This is a genomic window from Kribbella sp. NPDC023855, from assembly GCF_040639475.1.
GTDB lineage: Bacteria > Actinomycetota > Actinomycetes > Propionibacteriales > Kribbellaceae > Kribbella.
This window is the reverse complement of the sequence record NZ_JBFAAA010000005.1, coordinates 103,422-123,771: the sequence shown is the minus strand read 5'-3', so window position 1 is coordinate 123,771 and position 20,350 is coordinate 103,422. Positions and strand designations below refer to the sequence as shown.

Below are 20,350 nucleotides of genomic sequence, written 5' to 3'. Positions count from 1 at the left end.
CGCAGTCTTCCAGGTCCTACTGGCAGTCCGGGACCCCGGGCAGCTTCGGGCCGCCGGTACCGACGTACACGTTGGTGACATAGCCGTTGTACTTCGGCAGGTAGGCCCACCAGTCGCTACTGCGCGGCGGAGCGTCGATCAACTGGCCCTGCTTCTGGCAGCTCACCAGTACGTCGACCCCGGACGGCAGGGTGCCGAGGATGCCGCCGGAGGTGCTCGGTGCGGTCCGCACCCGGAGGCCGGAACCTGTGGTCGTCAGCCAGCTCCCCGGCGTCTTCACCCCGCCGGGGACGTTCAGCGTCCGGGTCAGCCGGGTCACGTCCGTGTAGGCCTTCCCGTACCCCGTGCCGTTCGGGTGCAGCGTGTAGACCGCGACGATGGTCCGGTCCGCCGTCCCCACGGTCCCAGTGGTGTGCAGGGCCGCGCTGACGAGGTCCACTCCGGCGTTCACCGGCTTGTCCTTGTCCTTCCCGAAGCCGCTGGAGGACGGGAACCCGGACCAGCCCTGCTTGATCGCGAAGGCGGGATCGAAGACCGCCGAGATTCCGAAGTACTGGTCGAAGCCGTCGGTGCCGTAGCGGGTCGCCTGATGCAGGTTGCCCATCACGAAGTCCCGCACGGTCACCGGAGCCTGGTCGAGCAGGTAACGGTAGATGCGCACGGTGTCGGCGGCGGTGAAGGCGCTGTACCCCCAGAAGCCTGGGTGGGTGGCAGGCGGCCCGGCCGTGTGGGTCAGACCGAGCCGCGTCACCATCCGGTCGATGATCGCCGAGCCGCCGAGGGAGTCCCAGTAGTAGCTCGCCGCGTCGTCGTCACTGCTGCGCAGCATGACTTCGAGCCGGGCCCGGTCCGCGGCCGGCACGTCGTACTCCGGGCCGCGGTTCCACAGGTACTCCAGTGCCAGCATCAGCTTGACCACGGACGCCGACCGGAACCGCAGATCCGGGTTGACCAGCTCGGTGAACTGGCCGGTCTGCCGGTCGAACACCGCGATGCCCGCCGTCACGCCGGGCGGGACCACGGCCGAGGCCGATCTGCTGGCCGACGAGGTAGTCGCCCACGACGGAGTCACCGAGGCGGTCAGCCAGATCACGCCCGACCCGGCCAGCGCCATGGACAGGCCACTCCGCAGAAGCAACACCAGGGAACCTACTCACCGTCGAACGATTGACTTGGTGAGTAACCTTCGCGCGGACCGGTCGAACGTTCAACCCTTCTCAGCCAGTTCGAAGTCTTATTCGAAGCTGGGACTCCGGTCCCGGGTCCGCTTCAACTCGAAGAAGCCGTCGGTCGACGCGACCAGCCGGACGCCGTCCCAGAGCTTGCCGGCCGCCTCCCCCTTGGGTGCCGGGGTGACGACCGGACCGAAGAAGGCGGTGCCCTCGACGGAGATGACCGGCGTACCGACCTCCATGCCGACCAGGTCCATGCCCTCGAGGTGGGACTTGCGCAGCGCCTCGTCGTACCGGTCGGTGCCGGCGGCCTCCAGGAGCGAGGCCGGCAGACCGGCCTCGGTCAGCGACTCCTCGAGCACTCCCTCGCCGTTGATGCCACGGCCCTCCAGGTGGATCCGGTTGCCGAGTGCGGTGTAGAGCGGGAGGAGGACCTCGTTGCCGTGGGCCTGCTCGGCGGCGATCAGGATCCGGACGATGCCGAGCTTGCGCTGCCAGTTGGCGTCGTGCTCGTCGCGGTCCTCGTTCAGGATCGCCAGGCTCATCACGTGCCAGGACGTCTTCACGTCCCGGACCTGCTCGACCTCGAGCATCCAGCGAGACGTCATCCAGGCCCAGGGACAGGCGGGATCGAACCAGAAATCAGCGGTGGAGGTCATGCCTTCGATCGTACAAACCGAAATCATCTCGTACGCCGGACCGCGTGGCGTCTCGCCCGCCGGACGGACCCGGACCGATCCGGTCACCGCCGGGCACCAGCCGGTCACGCTGCGGCAGCACCGGATCAAGCTCCGGCAACGCTTTGACGGAGGTTGTGCAAGTCGGGGGGAAACCCTCGGCGCGGCCGGCATCCAGGTGCATAGGATGCCGACATGCCTGGAACCAACCTGACGCGCAACGAAGCGCGCACCCGCGCCGGCCTGGTCAGTGACGTGAGCTACGCGATCGAGCTCGACCTGACCACTGCCACCAGCGGCGCCGCGACGTTCGCGTCGACGACCACCCTCACCTTCGCCGCCACTGCCGGCGCAAGCACCTTCGCCGACCTGATCGCGGCGACCGTGCGGGAGGTGACGCTGAACGGCCGCTCGCTCGACCCGGACAGCGTGTACGACGGCGCGCGGCTGCAGCTGGACGGGCTGGCCGAGCGCAACGAGCTCGTCGTGGTCGCGGACTGCACCTACTCGCGGACCGGTGAAGGGCTGCACCGCTCGGTCGACCCGGCCGACAAGGAGACCTACCTCTACACCCAGTTCGAGGTGCCGGACGCGCGCCGCGTGTTCACCACCTTCGAGCAGCCCGACCTGAAGGCCTCGTTCACCTTCACGATCTCCGCCCCGGCCCGCTGGGTCGTCATCTCCAACGCGCCGACGCCCGAGCCGACGCCGTACAAGGGTCCGAACGGCGAGGAGTTCGCCACCTGGCGGTTCGCGCCGACCGAGCGGATGTCCACCTACATCACCGCCGTCGTGGCCGGCCCGTACCACGTGGTCACCGACGCCTACGAGGGCGTGCACGGCACCTACCCGATGTCGCTGCTGTGCCGCCCGTCGCTGGCCGGCTCGCTCGACGTGGACGACCTGTTCGAGGTGACCAAGCAGGGCTTCGAGCTGTTCGAGCGCGCCTTCGGTACTCCGTACCCGTTCCACAAGTACGACCAGGCGTTCGTGCCGGAGTACAACATGGGCGCGATGGAGAACGCCGGCTGCGTGACGATCCGGGACGAGTACATCTACCGCAGCCGTACCACGCACGCCGAGCTGGAGAGCCGCGCGAACACCGTGCTGCACGAGCTCGCGCACATGTGGTTCGGCGACCTGGTGACGATGACGTGGTGGGACGACCTGTGGCTGAACGAGTCGTTCGCCGAGTGGGCTTCGCACTGGGCGCAGGCGACCGCGACGACGAAGTACGCCGGCGCCTGGACGACCTTCTGCAACGCCCGGAAGAACTGGGCCTACCGGCAGGACCAGCTGCCCTCGACGCACCCGATCGCCGCGGACATGGTCGACTTCCACGCGGTCGAGGTGAACTTCGACGGCATCACCTACGCCAAGGGCGCCTCGACGCTGCGGCAGCTGGTCGCGTTCGTCGGTGAGGACACCTTCATCACCGCGCTGAAGGAGTACTTCGCGGACCACGCTTTCGGCAACACCGAGCTGGCCGACCTCCTCAAGCCGCTGGAGAAGGCCTCCGGGCGCGACCTGGACGACTGGACCGAGCGGTGGCTGCGGACCGCGGGCGTGAACACCCTGCGCGCAGACTTCACGGTGGACGCCGAGGGCGCCTTCCAGACCTTCGCGATCGAGCAGACCGCGGCAGCCGACCACCCGACCCTGCGGCCGCACCGGCTCGCGGTCGGCCTGTACCGGCTGACCGACGAGGGCCTGGTCCGGACCGAGCGGTTCGAGGTCGACATCGACGGCCCGCGGACCGAGCTGGCCGAGCTGGTCGGCGCGACCCAGCCCGACCTGGTGCTACTCAACGACGACGACCTGACCTACGCCAAGATCCGGCTGGACGAGCGCTCGCGCGCCACGCTGGTCGAGTCGATCGACCGGCTGGACAGCTCACTGGCCCGCGCACTGGCCTGGGGCGCCGCGTGGGACATGACCCGCGACGCAGAGATGCCCGCCAGCCAGTACGTCGGGATCGTGCTCAAGGGTGTCCGCGCCGAGACGGACCTGACCGGCGTACGGTCTCTGCTCGCGCAGGCGACCTCGGCGATCAACAGCTACGCGGCACCGGAGAACCGTGCGGAGCTGCGGGCGCAGTTCGAGCAGACGCTGGCCGAGCTGCTGGCCGGTGCTGAGGCGGGCAGCGATCACCAGCTCGCCTTCGCGCGGGCCTACGTCGGTGGAGTCTTCTCGGAGGACGGCGCCGACCGGCTGGTCAACTGGCTGGACGGCACCGACCTGCCGGACGGGCTGGTGGTCGACAACGACCTGCGCTGGACGCTGATCGTGGCGCTGGCCAGGCTCGGCCGGGTCGACGCCGAGCAGATCGACGACGAGCTCACCCGCGACACCACGATGACCGGCCAGGAGCGAGCCGCCCAGGCCCGCGCCGCCCGACCGACTGCCGAGGCCAAGGCGGAGGCCTGGCGGATCGCGGTCGAGTCCGAGGACACGCCGAACGAGACGCAGTTCCGGACCATCGTGGGCTTCCAGCAGCCGGGACAGGAAGAGCTGCTGCGGCCGTACATCGACAAGTACCTGACCGCCGCCAAGGACGTCTACACCCGGCTCGGCTCGTCCATGGGCGAGAACGTCCTGGTCTACCTGTCACCGCGCGGCCTGGCCGAACAGGCCACTCTCGACGCACTGAGCGGCTGGCTCGACTCCGAGGCCGAGTCGCTCGACGCACCCACCCTCCGGTACGTCGGAGAGGCTCGGGCCGATCTGGTTCGTGCGCTGGAGGCCCAGCGACGCGACGCGCTCGGCTGATGCCGGACCGCGGTGGGCTGGGCGACCCCTCGTTAGCCGGTGCCTCGGCCGTGGCCCTCACGGGTCTGGCCGAGGCCTACCGGCCACGGCCGGTCACGCCGTTGATGCCCTGGCGGTTCACCGGGCGGCTGGTCAAGCCGTACGTGATCACCGCGCGCGGCCGGTCGTGGGACGACCAGATGGTGGCCGTGGCGCGGACCACGGCCGTCAAGCAACTGGAGTTCGACGACGCGATGGGCGCCGTCGGGCTGGCCGTGGTGATCCTGCATCTCGGCGACGACGGCAGCTACCTGGTGGTGCAGAGCTGGGCGAAGGACTTCCAGTCGCGGCTGAGCATCTTCCGCGGCATGGACGTCGACGACCTCCGCCCGGCTCCGATCGGCGCCGGCACCTGCGTCTGGGAGCAGGAAGTGCTCAGCCACGAGCGGGCCTCGTACGTGAACCACATCCTGAACGCCGAGGTCGACGTCGAGAGCTGGCTGGACGACTGCCTGGACACCCGGCCCTCCCCCAAGGCCGGCGGGATCCCCTCCGGGACCTAGTGCGCCTAGTGGCCGTGGCGTCGGCAGAGCGCGTTGTCGATCAGTTTCGTCGCCGCGCCTTCCTGGGCGTAGATGACCTCGAGCGAGTCGTACAGCTGGGTGGACATCGAGACCACAGCGCTGCGCCTGCCGTCGCCGGTGACGCCGAGCCTGGTCCGGTACCCGATCTGGTCGCCGCCCGGGATCCACACCCGGCCGCCGCAGGCCAGTTCGCGGGAGAAGATGCCGAGGCCGTAGCGCGCGTCCTTCCAGATCTCGGTGGCCGATCCTTCGACTGGCCTCGCCTGGGTCATCTCGGCCAGTTGCGCCTTGCGGAGCAGCCGCCCGCCGAACAGCGCGCGCTGGAAGGTGTCCAGGTCAGCCAGGGTGGAGATGAACCCGCCGGACGCGTCGGCGTCGACCAGTTCGGTGGTGTCGATGAGCGGCTCCCCCGCCGCGAACCGGGTATAGCCGTTGGCATGCGCTGCCCGGATCCGCGGGTCGGCACCCGGCCAGTACGTGTGGCTCAGGCTGAGTGGCCGAATGATCCGGCGCTCCACCTCGGCGTACCAGGGTCGTCCGGTGACGGCTTTGATCACCAGGCCGACCAGGTTGTAGCCCGTGTTCGAGTACTTCCAGCCGCCACCCGGCTGGAAGTCGGGCGGGTGGCTCAGCCCGGCCTTGACCACTTCTACCTCGGAACGAGCGTCGTACCGCTGCTCGTAGTACTGGTCGGCGGTCTCGATGACCGGGAAGTTGCCGTCGTAGATTCCGGCGGTGTGCTGGAGCAGATGCCGGACGGTGATCCGGTTGCTGTCGTAGCCGTTGCCCCGGACGAATCCCGGCAGCCATTTCTCCACCGGGTCATCCAGTCGCATCCGGCGCTCGCCGACCAGTTGCAGGACGACGGTCGCCACCAGCGTCTTGTTGGTACTCCCGATCCGGAAGTAGCCGTCCGGCCGAACCGGCTGACCGGTCGCGAGGTCAGCCACTCCGCTGACGGCGGTCCGCGTCCCAGCCGGTGTGGTCGCCCGCGCCAGTACGCCGGTCACGCCGACCGCACGGATCGTGTCGGCATCGTGCTGCAGCGTCGTTCCGCGGCCGGCCACCGCGGGCGCCGCCGGAAGCAGCGCCAAGGTCAATGCGGCGATCAGCACCTTTGTTCGCATGGGTATTTTTCCTCCCGATTGGTAAAGCATTCACTGCCATGCAAACGAATGAAGGAAGTCGGCACCATCGCGCGCACACCCGGACAGTGGTAGCCCATGCGCTACCTGTGACATTCAAACAGTTGATTGTCAGCGGACCGTCGTATTCCGGTCGCTGCCCGCGATCACGGTGTCCAGAACGAGATTCTCGCCACGTGAACGCACCTCACTTTTCCCCCGGACCGGTTTAAGCTGACCCGGAATCATTCACTCGAAGGACTTGGGGAGGGCCTTTGCCGTGACGCACGTGGATGACCGGACTGGACCGACCCGGGCCAGGCGCCCGGCCGGACGCGCGGCGGGTCGCGCCAACGCGCGGTCTCTGAACTACGGCGGTGACAGCCGGGTAGCTGCCCGTGCCGGTCGCGCCGTACCGACCAGAGACCTGTCCGCAGCTCAGCTGGAGAGCGAAGCCGAGCGCGCCGAGCGAATGGCTGCCGGCCGCCGAGCCGCACCCCGCTCCGCGGGACGTTCCGGCCGGAAGAAGTCGAAGGGATCCCGCACCGCCGCCGGCGCCGCGATCGTCGCCGGTGCCGCCGTGGTCGCGACCGTTGCGTTCGTGCTCACCAACGGCAACTCCTCGCCACCGCAGACCGCCGGCGATCCGCCGCCTGTCGTGGCGCCGCAGAGCTCGGCCCCGACCACGTCGAAGAGCTCAGAAGGCAACCCGGCGCCCGCGGCGGCCAAGACGGCGAAGGCGGACCGCAAGCCGCCCCCGCCGACCCAGACCACGGCAGCGACCAGTGCGACGCCGAACACCGGCCTTGCCTCGCCTGTCTTCAAGCGGGGCCAGTGGATCGCAGTGATCGACAAGTACCCGACCGACGCCGGGATGGAAGCCGACCAGCTCGCAAAGCAGCTCGCGGGCAAGCTGATCGCGGCCGGCGTACCGGCCAAGGCGATGCTGCTGCAAGGTCAGTACCCGGGTGTGGCGGACAGCAGCCTGCAGCCGGAGTCGGACGCGTGGGTGGTCTACCTCGGCCCGGTGGCGACCTCAGCGGCCGCGCTGGACGTCTGCCAGGCACCGAAGACGCAGGCGGTCTACCCCAGCCTCGCGTGCCCCACGTACGAACCGGCAGTCAGGCCCGGCTGAGTCTGCTTCGGGCCTGACTGCTCTGGGCCTGACTGCTTTGGCCTGACTACTGCTTGTGCGGCTCGTTGACGTGCACCATCGGCGCCTGGTGCGCGTGGTCACCGAGCTGCTGGACGCCGGTGACGAGGCCGCCGGTCAGGTCACCGGTGGCGAAGGACGTCTGCATCGTCAGCGCAGCCAGACCGGCTGAGGTGTCGGACAGCTGGCGCCGGGCGTTCGGTCCGGTGACGATCTCCAGCCGGCGCCCGGCGGGGTCGACGTACACCAGGACGCTGTTGTCCGGGTCGTCCAGCTCGTTCAGCAGCTCCAGGGCGAACGGGCGCGTCTCGGAGTCGGCGCCACCGACGTACACCGAGAAGTGCAGGCCCGAGGCGGCTTCCGCGTTGCGGACGGCGCGCTCGATGTCGTAGAGCTGCTCCGGGGTGAATGCGTCACCAGCTGGCACTTGCGCCTCCGGTCGTACGGGCGACGCCGGTGCCGGCGCTCGCGGAAGTGGAACCGGCGGCCGCGGAGGTTCCGGCGGGGAGCTCGGGCAGGCTGGCCGGGTCGGGCTTGGTCGCGGTCGGGCCGCCGATCCAGACCGGCGGGGCCCACCAGGACAGCCCCGGGCGGTAACGGGGGCCCTTGGCGATCGAGGGGGCGAAGACGAGCAGCGCCAGCACCGCCACCACCAGCGCCGGGATACCGACGAACACCAGCAAGGTGTGGCCGGAGAGCAGAGTGATCACGAACTGCAGCCTAGTACGCGCCACCTGCGCCCCGGCCGGGGCCTCAGCAGCCGCCGCAGTTGTAGTACAGGATGTCCCAGTGGTTGCCTTCGTTCGCGTAGATGTTGCCCGCGCCTGAGCGCCACTGCTGGGCGCCGTCACCGCGGTCGGCGATCCGCGTGAAGGTGTTGCGGATGTAGTTGCTCACGCACGTGTAGACGGAGATGTCGACCTTGTAGCCGTTGCGGTGGCTGTAGGTGCCACTCGCATGCCCGGTCTCCGTACCGCCGGTGATGTTCACCGCGCAACCACTGGACTGCTTCAGCGTGCGCACGCCGTAAACGGTGGTGTCGTTGATGTTCGTGAACGAGGTGCAGGTCGAGTTGTTCCAGTCGGAGCAGTTGCCACTGGACGACCAGGTGATACCGGCCGCACGGAAGATCGCGGCGGCTTGTGAGTGGGTCATCTTGGTGACGGCCGACGCCTGCTCGACCACCAGTACCCCGGGCAACAAACCGGCGAGTACGGCGACCAAGGGCACGATCACGCGACGGAGAAGGGATTTCATGGGGCGGCTCTCCTCGAAACTTGGGGCGGAAGGTTTCAAGGAGAGCCTTTCCCACGAAAACCATTTACGAAACGTGAACAGCCGGCTACCGCGAAGCGATCAGAACTCCACGTCCGAGCATTGGTAGAACGCATTGCCGGTGTCCGCGATCGTCCAGACGGCGAGAATCATGTGCCGCCCGGTGCGATTCGGCACCGTGCCGGTGTGGAAGGAGTCGGCCGGCGGACGCGCGCCGCCCAGCGACTTGGTCAGGAACGGCGTCAGGTCGAGCGCCGCCCGGGTCAGCGGCGCGCTCTGATTCCAGCCCTGCTTGGTGATGTAGTACTTGAAGTCCGTGGTGGCGTGCGCGGCGGTCAGCCGCCACCTGAACGTGTAGCTCTGGCCCGAGACCAGCCTGGTGGCCGGCCAGGCGCCACCGCGCTGGTCGTTGAGTTGGTCGAACTGCGAGAGGCCGGCCGAGCAGAGCTTGCCGTCGGCGGGACCGCGGGACGGGAAGCCCTTCGGTCCCTCGACGCTTTGCGGCTCCCACTGGATCGGGCCGCAGTTCTGGACCGTGCCGTTCTGGCAGTGCTTGGCGCGACTGATCGGCGCGTTCGTGTACCCGTGACCGTAGGCCAGCGGGACGGAGGTGGAGACCGTCAGAGCCAGGGCTCCGACGGCGACTCCAGCGACACTGAGTTTGCGTGCTCGCAACATGCGGACACTCCTTCTGATTCCCTGAAGATGGGGGCGGTGGGGAATGAAGGAAGGCGCCTTCGTTGACAATAGATAACAACCGTTCAAATCTATTGTCAACAGTTCGTAGCCGGTCGCGTACTAACTGTGCAGTACGCCGATCAGCCGGCGAAGTCGTTGGTTGTTCGGCAGATCCTCGATCAGCACGGGCACCCCGTCGGGACCGCCCAGCGGGACCCGCCAGTTCGGGTACTCGTCGGTCGTGCCCGGCTGGTTCTGGGTACGCCGTTCGCCGACCGCGTCGGTCAGGGCCACCCCGACCAGCTTGGCCGGTGTGTGGGCGACGTACCGGTGCAGTGCCTCGACGATGCGCTCGACGTCGCCATCCGCGTTGCCCAGCAGGTGCCGCTCGCGCAGTGCGTTGAGCCAGGAGTCCCGCTCCGCCTCATCGACGGCCAACTCCTCTGCGACTGGACGCGTCAGCAGGCCGAGCCGGTCACGCAGCTCCACGTGGTCTCCCGCGAGATAGCCGGCCGTCGGTGGCAGGTCGTGGGTCGTCACCGTGGCCAGGCAGAGTTCGCGCCAGCGTTCGGGCGGCAGCGGGTTGCCGTTCGCATCGCGCTCGAACCACAGGACAGACGTACCGAGGACTCCGCGTTCGGTGAGGTAGTCGCGCACCCACGGCTCGACCGTACCGAGGTCCTCCCCCACCACGACTACGCCGGCGCGCGACGCCTCGAGGACGAGGATGCCGATCAGTGCCTCGTGGTCGTAGCGAACATAGGTACCTTCGGTCGGCCGGTCCGGCGAGGTGACCCACCAGAGCCGGAACAGCCCGAGAATGTGGTCGATTCGCAGTCCACCACCGTGCCGGATCACCGCCCGGACGAGATCCCGCCACGGCGCATACCCGGTCTCGGCGAGCGCGTCCGGTCGCCACGGCGGCTGCGACCAGTCCTGGCCCTGCTGGTTGAACGCGTCCGGCGGCGCGCCCACGTGGATGCCCTCCGCGAGCACGCGCTTGAGCGCCCACGCGTCGGCGCCGTCCGGATGAACACCCACAGCGAGGTCGTGCAGGACACCGAGCGACATGCCGGCAGACTTCGCCCGCGCCTGGGTCCGGGCGAGCTGCTCGTCGAGCTGCCACTGCAGCCAGCAGTGGAACTCCACGGCGTCGGGATTCTCGTTGCGGAAGGCAACAACTTCGGCGCTGGCCGGGTCCCGCAGCTCCTCGGGCCACTTGCTCCACTCCGGCCCGTGCACGTCCGCGAGCGCGGCCCAGGTGGCGAAGTCGATCAGCCCTTTCCCCTCGCGGTCGCAGTACGCGCCGTACTCCGCGATGCGGCCGATCGAGGGCCGTACTCCGAAGAGCAGTTGCAGGGCTTCGCGCTTGGCGGCCCAGACGGTGTCCCGGTCCAGCGCGGTCGCGTCCTCGCTCAGTGCTCGCGTCTGCAAGGCCAAGGTGCGGACCCGATCGCGTTCAGCCGGGGCCAGGTCGCCGTACTCCTCGATGTCCTCGATCCGCAGGTAGAGCGGGTTCGCGAACCGCCGCGAGGCCGGCAGGTACGGCGAGGGCTCCATCCGGCCGGACGTCTCGGCTGCGTGCAGCGGGTTGACCAGCACGAAGCCGGCGCCGAGGTCATTGGCGGACCAGGCGGCCAGGTCGGCAAGGTCGTGCAGGTCGCCGATACCCCACGACCTGCGGGAGCGCACGGAGTACAGCTGAAGCACCCAGCCCCAGGTCCGCTGCAGCTTCTGGGGTTCGAGCCTTTGCGGGGTGACGATCAGCGAGCCGACCGAGATCTCCGGGTTGCTGCCGACGCGCGCGCAGAGCCGGTGGTAGCCGATCGGCAGGTCGCCCGGCAGTTGGTACGTCGCCTCGCCGATCTGTACGCCGTCGACCCACTCGGGCTCGACCCAGTGCTGCTGCTGCACGATGTCGCGGCGCTGCCCACCGTCCTCCAGGTCCACCCACACCTCGGCCGTCGAGCCGTGCGGCAGGTGTACTGCGAACCAGGGCGTCCAGCCCTCCCGCATCACCAGACTGGCCGGCACCGTCCGGCGCCAGCGGGTTAGCTGGTGCTCCGCCAGGGCGTCCGCGGCCCGGTCGGGGGTGGACGCGTCGACACCGAGGGCGGCCAGCACAGTGGAGACGACCTCGGACGAGACCAGTACATGTTTGCCTTGCCAGTCCCAGTACTCGGTCGCCACTCCGTGCGCGACGGCTAGCTCGACAAGGGCTGGAGTGGGAGCAGTCACGCGTGCGAGTCTGCCGCATCCGGGGCCACGGGGGCGAACGCCGCGCGCGCCGGAACAGCCTGTGACGTCACTGCTCGCAGGCGTTCCGGCACTGGCCGTTCCGTTGCGTCACGACCGCGCATCGGGGACTGCCGCAGTACCGCCTCCTGCCTTAGTCTTCGGTGGAGTACCTGACCAGGGGCAGTGAGGCGGGCAGGTCAACAGCACGGCGGAGTGGGGACTTGCGCCGGAGTGAGGGGGCACGATGGACGAGTTGCTGCCGCGCGGCATCAGCCGCCGTGCTGCCCTTGGCTTGCTGGGTGCGGCAGCCGTCGGCTCTGTGACCACGGGCTGCCGCAGTACGCCGGCCGCGAGCGCACCCGTGACCGGCGACTACAGCGTCACCGACTGGGTCGCGGACCGGGGCGACAGCTACCTGGTCGCCCACCGAGGTGCCGGCGACGTGTTCCCTGAGCACAGCATGGAGTCGTACGACGCCGCGGTCGGCTGGGGTGCGCAGGCGATGGAGATCAGCGTCGGCATCACCTCCGACGACGTGCTGGTCTGCTTGCACGACCTGACCCTGGACCGGACCACCAGCTTGACCGGCAACCTGCGAACCACCCCGTACGCCGCAGTCGCGAACGGCTGGCTCGACGTTCCCCGGCTGGGACCGCGCTGGGCGCAGACCAAGGTCAAGGTCCCGTTGTTCGAGGACGTCCTGCGCAAGTACGGCGGCCGGGTGATCCTCGCGGTCGAGGCGAAGGACGAGCGGGCCTACGCGCCGATGATGGCGATGGTCGCGAAGTACCGGCTCGAGTCAGCGGTGATGCTGAAGACCTACTTCAAGAGCAAGCGCATCGCCGAGGCGAAGGCGCACGGGCTCGGCGTGTTCGCCTACTTCACCACACCCGCGGAGCTGACCCCCGAAGCGGTCCAGGCCGTCGCTAGCCAGTTGACGCCGCGCACGGACGCGATCGTCGTACCGAACTCCGGCCCCGGCGGTTACCTGGACACGCGCCTCGTGGAGGCGGCCGTCGCGACCGGCATCCCGATCTGGCCGTATCCGTTGCACCGCCGCTCGGACGTCGCGCATTACGCGGCGCTCGGAATGAACGGTGCCGTGACATCCAACATCGGCTACCTGCTGGGCAAGACCGAGCAGGCCACCACCGACCAGTGGGCTTCAGGTGCGCTGGCTCCGGGCGAGCTGACCAGAGATCCCTATGACGACCGGTTCGCCATCGCCTGGGGGCGCGGCGGCAGCATCGCGCTCGCCGCGAAGGGGACCCAGCACTTCCTCACGCTCGGCAATCTCGGGCCGATCACCGCACCGTCGTACTCGGTTGAGTTCCAGGCCTCGTACGCCGCGCTGCCCACCGACCCGCTCGCCAACTTCACCCTGGCGTTTGGTCACACCGACGACGCGTACTACGAACACCGGCTCGGCGCCTCCAACGGCTACCACGCGATCATGCAGGCGAACGGCGAACTGGGCCTCTACGCGCACCGCACCGGGAAGACCGCCGGCATCAAGCTGGCCGTGAAGAAGACGGCTCCCGCGTTCCGGGGCGAGTGGCTGAAGTTCCGCCTCGACGTCACGCCGACCACGCTGACCTGGAACCGTCTCGACCAGCCGGCCAAGGTAACCGTCATGGACAAGGCGTACCGGGGCGGCTACCTGCACATCGGGCGCGCGTCCACCGACGGCAGCCTCGTACTCCGCGGCCTGAAGGTCACCCACACGCCCTGACAGCATCCGCGGCACAGCCCCAGCCCAGAGTGATGCCACTGCCGCCATGCCCGTAGTTGTGCACGACCGGTACTCCGGGCAGCAGCTGCTCGTCTCGCTCCAGCCTCACCTCTGGCCTGCCGGGCCGTAGTCCGACCAGAGCCTCGATGATCTCTGCATCCGCCAGTGCTGGGACAAGGTCGCTGCAGCGGCTCACTATTGACCGGGTGGTCTCGTCGTCGACTGTGGTGTCCCACACGCCCGCGTCTAGCGTGCCGCCGAGGATGCAGTCGTTCTGGCGCGGGTGAATGTAGGCGCGGCCGGCCGGGTGCGTCTCGTCCCGCACGGACAGGGTCAGGCCGGGGTTGGCCACTCTGACGATCTGGCCGCGGATGGGGTAGGTGCTGGTGTCGCCGACGAGCTCGCCCGCAGCAAGACCCGCGCAGTTCACGATCACGTCGGGCTTGAGGTCCAGGAGCTCCCCCAGGTCCTTGATCCGGCGTACCTGCTGCTGGCCGCCTCCGTCGACGTACTGGCGGTAGAGCCACGGCAGGTAGGTCGGCATCTCGACCAGCGGCACCACGAAGCGCAGGCCGTGGGTGTAGCCGGGTGGGAGCTCGTCAGGGCTCGCTGGGCGTACGTCGCCGACAGCGCCCGCCCAGGGCTGCGGGCCGGGCTCCTGGCGGTACACAACCAGCGACTCGCGCATGACGACGCCTGGCACCCCACGGGCCGCCTCAGCCGCCAGTACGTCGTACGTGGTGCTCCCCCAGCTTGCGACCTTGTCTGCTGGCCCAGCGGAGGTCGGGAACCACACTGCTGCTGCCAGGTGGGAGGTGGTTGCTTCGGTGGCGTGTGCGCTGACCAGGATCACGTCGTCGCCGCGCTGCCTGAGCAGGGTGGCGGTAGACAGGCCGGAGATCCCTGCGCCGAGTACGACGACTCTCATCTGACCAGTCTTCTCTGACGGCGGGTCAGGAGCAGGACGGCCACCAGGAGCGCAGTACTGGCTATCACCAGGCCGATAGCCACACCGGCCACGTTGTTGGTCAGCTGATAGAGCGAGATCGGCCAGATGACCAAGAGGATCGAGCAGCCGACTACTGCGTACGCCGACGCGTGGCGGCGACTGTAGGCGAACAGGAGCGCGGCCGGGCCCGCAGTACCGACGACGAGGGCCATCACCTCACCACGTTCCTGAATGAGCCAGCAGACCGACGAGCTGAACATCGCGGCTCCGGCCAGTGACCACGCGGTCACTTGGTCGCGGACCAGACCGGTCACGGCCAGCACAAACGCCACCAGGATGAAGCCGGTGCCGGCGATCCCGGCCGAACTGGCCGACGAGGTGTCCGGAGTCAGGACGTCGGCGGTGATCACCAGCACACCGACGGCCAGGATCGCGAATGTTGCCACCAGCAACGAAGACCCGGCCAGCCACCACACGCCGAGCACCGCCAGCACGAGGGCTACCGCGACTCCCGCGATCCGGCCCGACTCGCCCTCGATCGCGACGTACGTGGCGAACCCGGCCACACAGCACCCCAACGAGGCCAGCGCCGAACTCAACTGCTCCCTGCGGCCCACCAGGGCTAGCACGGCCGCAGTACCGAGGAGGATCACCGCTGCGCTCGTCCCCGTACTGATCCGGGCGGCACGGCCCATCTCGCCCCAGTTCGCCACTGTGAGCAGGGCCACGGCGCCTAGGAGGAGCGCGCCGCCGATGTACCCCAGCACCTCGGTCAGGGCCGACGAGTGAGCAGCGGTGGGCGGCACCCGGCGCGGCTCGCTCTTCGTCGGCTGCGGGCTGGCCTCTCGCGTGCTCGGGCGGCTGGCGGCGGGTTGCGACGTACTGGCGCCTTGGGCGTCGGCCTCGGCGGCTGAGCGGAGCGCCTGGGCTTGGTAGGGGCGCAGGACACCCGCGGACACCAGCCTGGTCAGCTCGTCATCCAGCCGGCTCGGCATATCCGTGTGCTCCTCCTCGCAAATCTGAAGGTTCGGGGATTGCAGAGATCCGGGCGGCGATCACTACAGTAGGGCGGCGAGATGCCTATTCTGCTCAGTTACCCCGTGTCCCTGCTCAGTCACCCCCTGTTTTCCGTGCCGGACACCTTCCCGACCTTCTTCCGCCGCGGCAACGACGGCCAGTTGGAGGTCACGGACCAGATCATCATGGTCCCGGCCCGGATCGCCGGCCTGATCATCGGCTTCTTCGTGATCCGCTGGCTGCTGCACAAGGGAATCCGCCGCTTCGCCAAGCGCACCGGCAACGGCGCCGTGGCCGGCGTCCTGGCCAAGTCCAAGCGCGGCCAGGAGTTCGTCGAACAGACCCTGAACAGCGAACGCCGGGCCCAGCGCGCCCAGACCATCGCCTCACTCCTGTGCAGCACGGTCACGATCATCCTGACCGCCATCCTGGTCGTGATGGTGCTGGCCGAACTCGGCTTCAACATCCTGCCCGTGGTCGCGTCCGCCAGCATCATCGGCGTCGCACTCGGCTTCGGCGCGCAAACTCTCGTCAAAGACTTCCTGGCCGGCGTCTTCATGATCTTCGAAGACCAGTACGGCGTCGGCGACCTGGTCGACATGGAAAAAGCCACCGGCGTGGTCGAAGCAGTCGGCCTACGAGTCACCCGCCTGCGCGGCGAAGACGGCACCACCTGGTACGTCCGCAACGGCGAAGTCCTCCGAGTCGGCAACCTCACCACCCGCGACCCCCACGCCCCCGCCGCGTCCACCACCGGCGTAGGCAGCGCCGCCGAGGTCGCCGACGGCATAACCCACCTCGAAACCCCCAACTCCGACGAATCCACCACCCGCCCAGAAACACGCGCCCTCCCGGAACATCCGGTCCGTTCGTCCGCGGAGGCTCAACGCACCGCAGGCGGTCACGAACCTCGCGAGTAGCGCGCATTTCCCCACCCCTGCCCGTCACGCGGGCCAGCGCCTTGCACCCACCCGAACCTCTGCGGGTGAAGCGCGCAGGCTAGGGATGCCCGCATCGCACCGTGCGACTGCATGGGCACCCACCCCCACCCGTCACGCGGGGCCGGCGCGTTGCACCCACCTGAGCCCAGACGCGTGGACCGCGCAGGCGCGCAGTGCCCGCATCGCGTGGGCGCACCCGAACCCGGTAACGCGTCCGCGTCCTCACGAGGGGAATGTGTGCCGACCGACAGGAGATGGTGCTTGTTTTGTCATCACTCGACCGGTCGCTGAGCGTCGCGAGTCGGAACGCCGCCAACTAGCTCCTGTCGGTCGGCACAACCTTCACAGAAGACCTCGACCTCCGACCTCGCCACCCGCTGCGGAATCACCGCCGGCGCGGTCAGCGAGCCCATCGCGTACTCCGCGACTGCGACCTGATCACCACCGACCGCAGCCGCCGATCCCTCCACTCCATCACCCCAGTCGGCGCAGCCCTCCTCCGAGCCCCGCGCCGTACCCCCACCTGACCTCGCCGCTCAAGCCCACCCCCGACGATCACGCAGCCGATCGAACGCCTTCGGCGGACGAATTGTGGGGAGTACTTCGGCGATCACTCGCGCGCAGGCTTCGGGGCTGGTGGAGGTGGTATCCACGGCGATGTCGTGGTCTCGATGATCAAAGACCGTGGTCTGCGACAAGGCCAGTCCGACCGGCCGGTCTCCTCGGGCACGCTCACGCCGTTCGAGTTCCTCAGGCGCACAACGGACGTCGACGAGCGTCACGTCGTACCCATCCAGTACGTCGAGCAGGTCGTCCAGTCGCCATCGCTCACTGAGCGGATAGTCCATGATGACGTCGTTCCCAACGGACACGAGAGCCGCCACGGCCCGGTGATAACCCAACCGAGTCCGCCGCAACATCTCGCCAACCTCAGCCTCCGCCAGCACCCGCGTATGCACCGTCGACCGCATCGCCCCCAACGCGTCAACCGGCACAAAAAACCACGGCTCCGCCAACAACGGCAGCAACGCCCGCCCAATGGAACTCTTACCGGAACTGGAAGCCCCGTTCAACAAAACAACCCGTCCCCCACGCCCCGACTCCACCCCAGGACCCTAACAACCGGGGGACCTCAGGCCTGCGCCTTCTCCACCGCGACCCCACGTCGGACTCTCCGCATCCGGGACCTGTCTTGGGCTGAACTCGAACTTCGAAAGTAACGCTTAGCTGTTACTATCGAAGCGTCGAGGAGGTGAATGTGGATGCGTGCAGTTGATGTATTGGAGTCGTTGGAGCTTCTTGGGTCCAGCCAGGGAGGCGTGGTGACCGCGGCCCAAGCCTCCGAGGCGGGAGTGTCCAAGATGCACCTGTCCCGCCTCGCCGACCGTGGCACTGTTCAGCGCATTCGTCATGGCGTCTATGCGCTTCCTTCCGCCGACACCGGACCGCTGCAAGGCCTGCGTGCAGCCTGGTTGGCTACGGGCAGTCGGCCAGCGGGAAGCCAGCCGCTGGCCGTAGCGTCTGGCGAGTCCGCGGCGGCCGTGCACGGACTCGGTGATCTGCTGCCGTCGAAGTACGAGTTCACCACCGCAGTACGCCGACAGACCACGCAGCCGGACACCCGGTACCGGAGGCGCGACCTGCCGGAGGAAGACGTCACCTGGGTCCACGGGCTTCCAGTGACCACGGTCGCCCGCACCATCAAGGATCTAGCTGCTGGCGGCACCGATTTCGACCACCTTGCCGTCGCGGTCCGCGACGCTGTTTCGTCGACAAACGCCGCATCCGACGCCCTCATTCAGGCGCTTGAGCCGGCCGCTGAGCGGTTCGGTTTCCCTGATGGAAAAGCCCTTTTCCTAGCTCTGTTGAAGGCAGCAGGCTACAAACCCGACCCCGAGCTTGCGGCGTTGGAAAGCCCAGCTGCTGGCGACGAGTTCCTCCGCGCACTCATGCCTCAACTCGAGAACCTCGTCACCCAGCTCGTCACCGAGCAACTCCACCAACTGGCGCCCGAGGTTGATCTCTCTCCCGAGACTGATTACCTCATCAGAGCAGCACTTCCCGACGCCGAGACAATCAGCCGCGCGGTTGCCCCGCTACCACCAGGGCGGTCCCCGGAATTGCGCCATTCATCGGCGCAGCAACACGAATCACGAGATGCCGTCCGCCGGCAGAACAGAAAGGCCGACGATGGCAAGCCCGCTGACGCAGCTGGAAGCGAACCTCCTGCGACGGTCGCTGGGGGCCAAGCTGGCCAACGATGCGAAGAGCCGCGGCATCGCGGTTGATCCGGTCCGCAAGCAGTACATCTTCACGATCTTCCTCAGCCGCGTCTTCCAGAACCACGACGCACCTTGGGTGCTGCTCGGTGGAAACGCTTTGCTGATCCGGACGGGCGGCGGCCGGTTCACCCAGGACATCGATCTGGCCCGCGAGACACCCTGGGCAAGTCCCGAGGATGCGATGGCCGAACTGAGGCGACTTTCGAGCCGACCGCACCACGACGATCCGTTCGTATTCGACCTGTACTCCATGACCACCCAGAGGGAACCCGACGCTTACGGTTACGGCCTCGAGCGACGAGGGCAAGGCCAAGCTGACGGAGTACGGGAAACTGCCAAGGTGAAGACGCGAGCTCTGCTGGGAGGTCGAGAGTTCGAGAGCTTCAGCATCGATCTCACCACTCGCCGGCACATCGATGCCCCGGTCGACCAGGTACCGCTGAAACCGATCATCGATCACGAGACCTTGCGAGACCTCCCTTCGGTCCCCACCACTCCGATCGAACCCCACCTTGCCGACAAGATCTGCGCCCTCTACGAGAGGTACGGCCAGGACGGCGAGAAAGCCTCGAGTCGCTACCGCGATCTGGCCGATATCGTCCGGATCGTCGCAGCTATCCCGTTCGATGCCGCCCGGCTGACCGCAGTCCTCCAGCGCGAAGCCGGCCGACGTCAGATGACCCTGCCGAAGAAGCTCCGAGCGCCGAGTGAAGACTGGGTCACCGGCTTCCCCCGATCGGCCGCGGGGTTCGCAGAGTACTCACGGGACTACTGGGACCTGGACGCGGCACTGACGTACTCCAACACCTGCCTGGAAGAGGTTCTCAACGGCGAACGAACCAGCGGCACCTGGGATCCAGACGACAACTGCTGGCGATAGGTGCCTAGATCTGCCGCGGGCAAGGCGAGCTGTCGGCCCTGCAGGTGACCCCGGGTCTGGCGATGCGCAACGCGGTGCGGGTCCCAGCCGCCTGCGCGCCGATCCGCCAAAGGTTCGGGTGGGCACGACGCTCCAGCCCGCAACACGAGTACGGGTGGGTGCAAACCCCCACACCACCACCGCGACGCGGGTCCCCAAACCCCTGCGCACATCACCCCCAGAGGTTCGGGTGGGCACGACGCTCCAACCCGCAACACGAGTACGGGTGGGTGCAAAACCCCCACACGACCACCGCGACGCGGGTCCCCAAACCCCTGCGCACATCACCCCCAGAGGTTCGGGTGGGCACGACGCTCCAGCCCGCGACTTGAGCACGGGTGGGTGCAAAAACACATCCACAAACACTTCCGGCGCCAGCCCCCACATGAGGCCGGCGCCGGTCGGCAGTACGAAAGAACGTCAGGCGGTGAAGGTGACGTCGAGGGTGATTTCGGTGCCGGTGAGGGCCTGGGAGACCGGGCAGTTCTTCTTGGCGTCCTCGGCGAACTGGGCGAACTCGTCGGCGGTCAGGCCGGGGACCTTGCCGTTGACCGAGAGCTTGCTGCCGGTGATGCCCTGGCCCGGTACGAAGGTCACGGCGGCCGTGGTGTCGAGGGACTCGGGGGCGTTGCCGGCCTTGGCCAGGACGTTGGACAGGGCCATGTTGAAGCAGCTCGAGTGGGCGGCGGCGATCAGCTCTTCCGGGCTGGTCCGGCCGCTGGCGGCGTCCTCGGTGCGGGCGGCCCAGGTTACGTCGAAGGAGCCGAGGCCGGACGACTCGAGGTTGACCTGGCCGGCCCCCTCCAGCAGCGAGCCTTCCCAGTGGGCCTTGGCGGTGCGAATTGCAGCCATGCTCTTTGT

The 20,350-nt window shown here is 68.2% G+C and carries 20 protein-coding genes; 7 read left to right on the top strand and 13 right to left on the bottom strand.

The features are described from left to right. Positions 1–16: 16 nt before the first annotated feature. Entirely contained in the window at positions 17–1,141 is a 1,125-nt protein-coding gene (locus AB0F51_RS19635; protein ID WP_360281777.1) for a hypothetical protein, read from the bottom strand. A 93-nt stretch (positions 1,142–1,234) separates the two neighbouring features. Continuing rightward, positions 1,235–1,831 (bottom strand): disulfide bond formation protein DsbA, encoded by a 597-nt coding sequence (locus AB0F51_RS19630; protein ID WP_360281775.1) that lies wholly within the window; start codon positions 1,829–1,831, stop codon positions 1,235–1,237. 213 nt (positions 1,832–2,044) lie between these two features. Between AB0F51_RS19630 and pepN the strand changes: the two genes are divergently transcribed. Together pepN and AB0F51_RS19620 are read left to right on the top strand one after the other, a co-directional pair. Then, complete coding sequence (gene pepN / locus AB0F51_RS19625; protein ID WP_360281773.1) at positions 2,045–4,618, top strand: aminopeptidase N; 2,574 nt, start codon at positions 2,045–2,047, stop codon at positions 4,616–4,618. Beyond that, the gene (locus AB0F51_RS19620) at positions 4,618–5,160 is read left to right on the top strand and encodes a hypothetical protein (RefSeq protein ID WP_360281771.1); all 543 of its coding nucleotides are present in this window, start codon (positions 4,618–4,620) and stop codon (positions 5,158–5,160) included. Before pepN ends, AB0F51_RS19620 begins: the two co-directional genes overlap by 1 nt. Positions 5,161–5,165: 5 nt before the next feature. Here AB0F51_RS19620 and AB0F51_RS19615 read toward each other — a convergent pair whose 3' ends face one another. Beyond that, complete coding sequence (locus AB0F51_RS19615; protein WP_360281769.1) at positions 5,166–6,308, bottom strand: serine hydrolase domain-containing protein; 1,143 nt, start codon at positions 6,306–6,308, stop codon at positions 5,166–5,168. Between the two features lie 286 nt (positions 6,309–6,594). Here AB0F51_RS19615 and AB0F51_RS19610 point away from each other — a divergent pair, with 286 nt between their 5' ends. Then, entirely contained in the window at positions 6,595–7,440 is an 846-nt protein-coding gene (locus AB0F51_RS19610) for a hypothetical protein (protein ID WP_360281767.1), read from the top strand. 46 nt (positions 7,441–7,486) lie between these two features. Here AB0F51_RS19610 and AB0F51_RS19605 read toward each other — a convergent pair whose 3' ends face one another. From AB0F51_RS19605 to malQ, 5 genes are all read right to left on the bottom strand, one after another. Further along, a complete protein-coding gene (locus AB0F51_RS19605) occupies positions 7,487–7,885 on the bottom strand; it encodes a DUF5130 family protein (protein WP_360281765.1) in 399 nt (132 codons plus the stop codon). After that, complete coding sequence (locus AB0F51_RS19600) at positions 7,872–8,168, bottom strand: hypothetical protein (RefSeq protein WP_360281763.1); 297 nt, start codon at positions 8,166–8,168, stop codon at positions 7,872–7,874. Before AB0F51_RS19600 ends, AB0F51_RS19605 begins: the two co-directional genes overlap by 14 nt. A gap of 43 nt (positions 8,169–8,211) precedes the next feature. After that, entirely contained in the window at positions 8,212–8,715 is a 504-nt protein-coding gene (locus AB0F51_RS19595) for a hypothetical protein (protein WP_360281761.1), read from the bottom strand. 99 nt (positions 8,716–8,814) lie between these two features. Then, a complete protein-coding gene (locus AB0F51_RS19590) occupies positions 8,815–9,411 on the bottom strand; it encodes a lytic polysaccharide monooxygenase (RefSeq protein WP_360281759.1) in 597 nt (198 codons plus the stop codon). A 120-nt stretch (positions 9,412–9,531) separates the two neighbouring features. Then, on the bottom strand, positions 9,532–11,649 hold the full coding sequence (gene malQ, locus AB0F51_RS19585) for a 4-alpha-glucanotransferase (protein WP_360281757.1): 2,118 nt from the start codon (positions 11,647–11,649) through the stop codon (positions 9,532–9,534). Positions 11,650–11,893: 244 nt separating this feature from the next. Between malQ and AB0F51_RS19580 the strand changes: the two genes are divergently transcribed. Continuing rightward, positions 11,894–13,381, top strand: a complete 1,488-nt coding sequence (locus AB0F51_RS19580; protein WP_360281755.1) for a glycerophosphodiester phosphodiesterase — start codon at positions 11,894–11,896, stop codon at positions 13,379–13,381. On the opposite strand, the gene AB0F51_RS19575 is transcribed toward AB0F51_RS19580, so the two are convergent. Both AB0F51_RS19575 and AB0F51_RS19570 read right to left on the bottom strand, forming a co-directional pair. Beyond that, positions 13,365–14,309 (bottom strand): FAD-dependent oxidoreductase, encoded by a 945-nt coding sequence (locus tag AB0F51_RS19575; protein WP_360281753.1) that lies wholly within the window; start codon positions 14,307–14,309, stop codon positions 13,365–13,367. The genes AB0F51_RS19580 and AB0F51_RS19575 overlap by 17 nt on opposite strands. Then, positions 14,306–15,325, bottom strand: coding sequence for a hypothetical protein (locus AB0F51_RS19570; protein ID WP_360281751.1), 1,020 nt, complete (start codon positions 15,323–15,325; stop codon positions 14,306–14,308). Before AB0F51_RS19570 ends, AB0F51_RS19575 begins: the two co-directional genes overlap by 4 nt. A 135-nt stretch (positions 15,326–15,460) precedes the next feature. Here AB0F51_RS19570 and AB0F51_RS19565 point away from each other — a divergent pair, with 135 nt between their 5' ends. After that, positions 15,461–16,267: a mechanosensitive ion channel family protein gene (locus AB0F51_RS19565; RefSeq protein ID WP_360281749.1), complete on the top strand. Its 807-nt coding sequence runs from the start codon at positions 15,461–15,463 to the stop codon at positions 16,265–16,267. 293 nt (positions 16,268–16,560) lie between these two features. On the opposite strand, the gene AB0F51_RS19560 is transcribed toward AB0F51_RS19565, so the two are convergent. Both AB0F51_RS19560 and AB0F51_RS19555 read right to left on the bottom strand, forming a co-directional pair. Continuing rightward, entirely contained in the window at positions 16,561–16,758 is a 198-nt protein-coding gene (locus tag AB0F51_RS19560) for a hypothetical protein (protein WP_360281747.1), read from the bottom strand. A gap of 66 nt (positions 16,759–16,824) precedes the next feature. Then, entirely contained in the window at positions 16,825–17,394 is a 570-nt protein-coding gene (locus tag AB0F51_RS19555; RefSeq protein ID WP_360281745.1) for an AAA family ATPase, read from the bottom strand. 150 nt (positions 17,395–17,544) lie between these two features. Between AB0F51_RS19555 and AB0F51_RS19550 the strand changes: the two genes are divergently transcribed. Further along, entirely contained in the window at positions 17,545–18,576 is a 1,032-nt protein-coding gene (locus tag AB0F51_RS19550) for a type IV toxin-antitoxin system AbiEi family antitoxin domain-containing protein (protein ID WP_360281743.1), read from the top strand. Beyond that, positions 18,479–19,450, top strand: coding sequence for a nucleotidyl transferase AbiEii/AbiGii toxin family protein (locus AB0F51_RS19545; RefSeq protein ID WP_360281741.1), 972 nt, complete (start codon positions 18,479–18,481; stop codon positions 19,448–19,450). The genes AB0F51_RS19550 and AB0F51_RS19545 overlap by 98 nt, the downstream gene beginning before the upstream one ends. A 459-nt stretch (positions 19,451–19,909) precedes the next feature. On the opposite strand, the gene AB0F51_RS19540 is transcribed toward AB0F51_RS19545, so the two are convergent. After that, positions 19,910–20,341, bottom strand: coding sequence for an OsmC family protein (locus tag AB0F51_RS19540; RefSeq protein ID WP_360281739.1), 432 nt, complete (start codon positions 20,339–20,341; stop codon positions 19,910–19,912). Positions 20,342–20,350 lie beyond the last annotated feature (9 nt).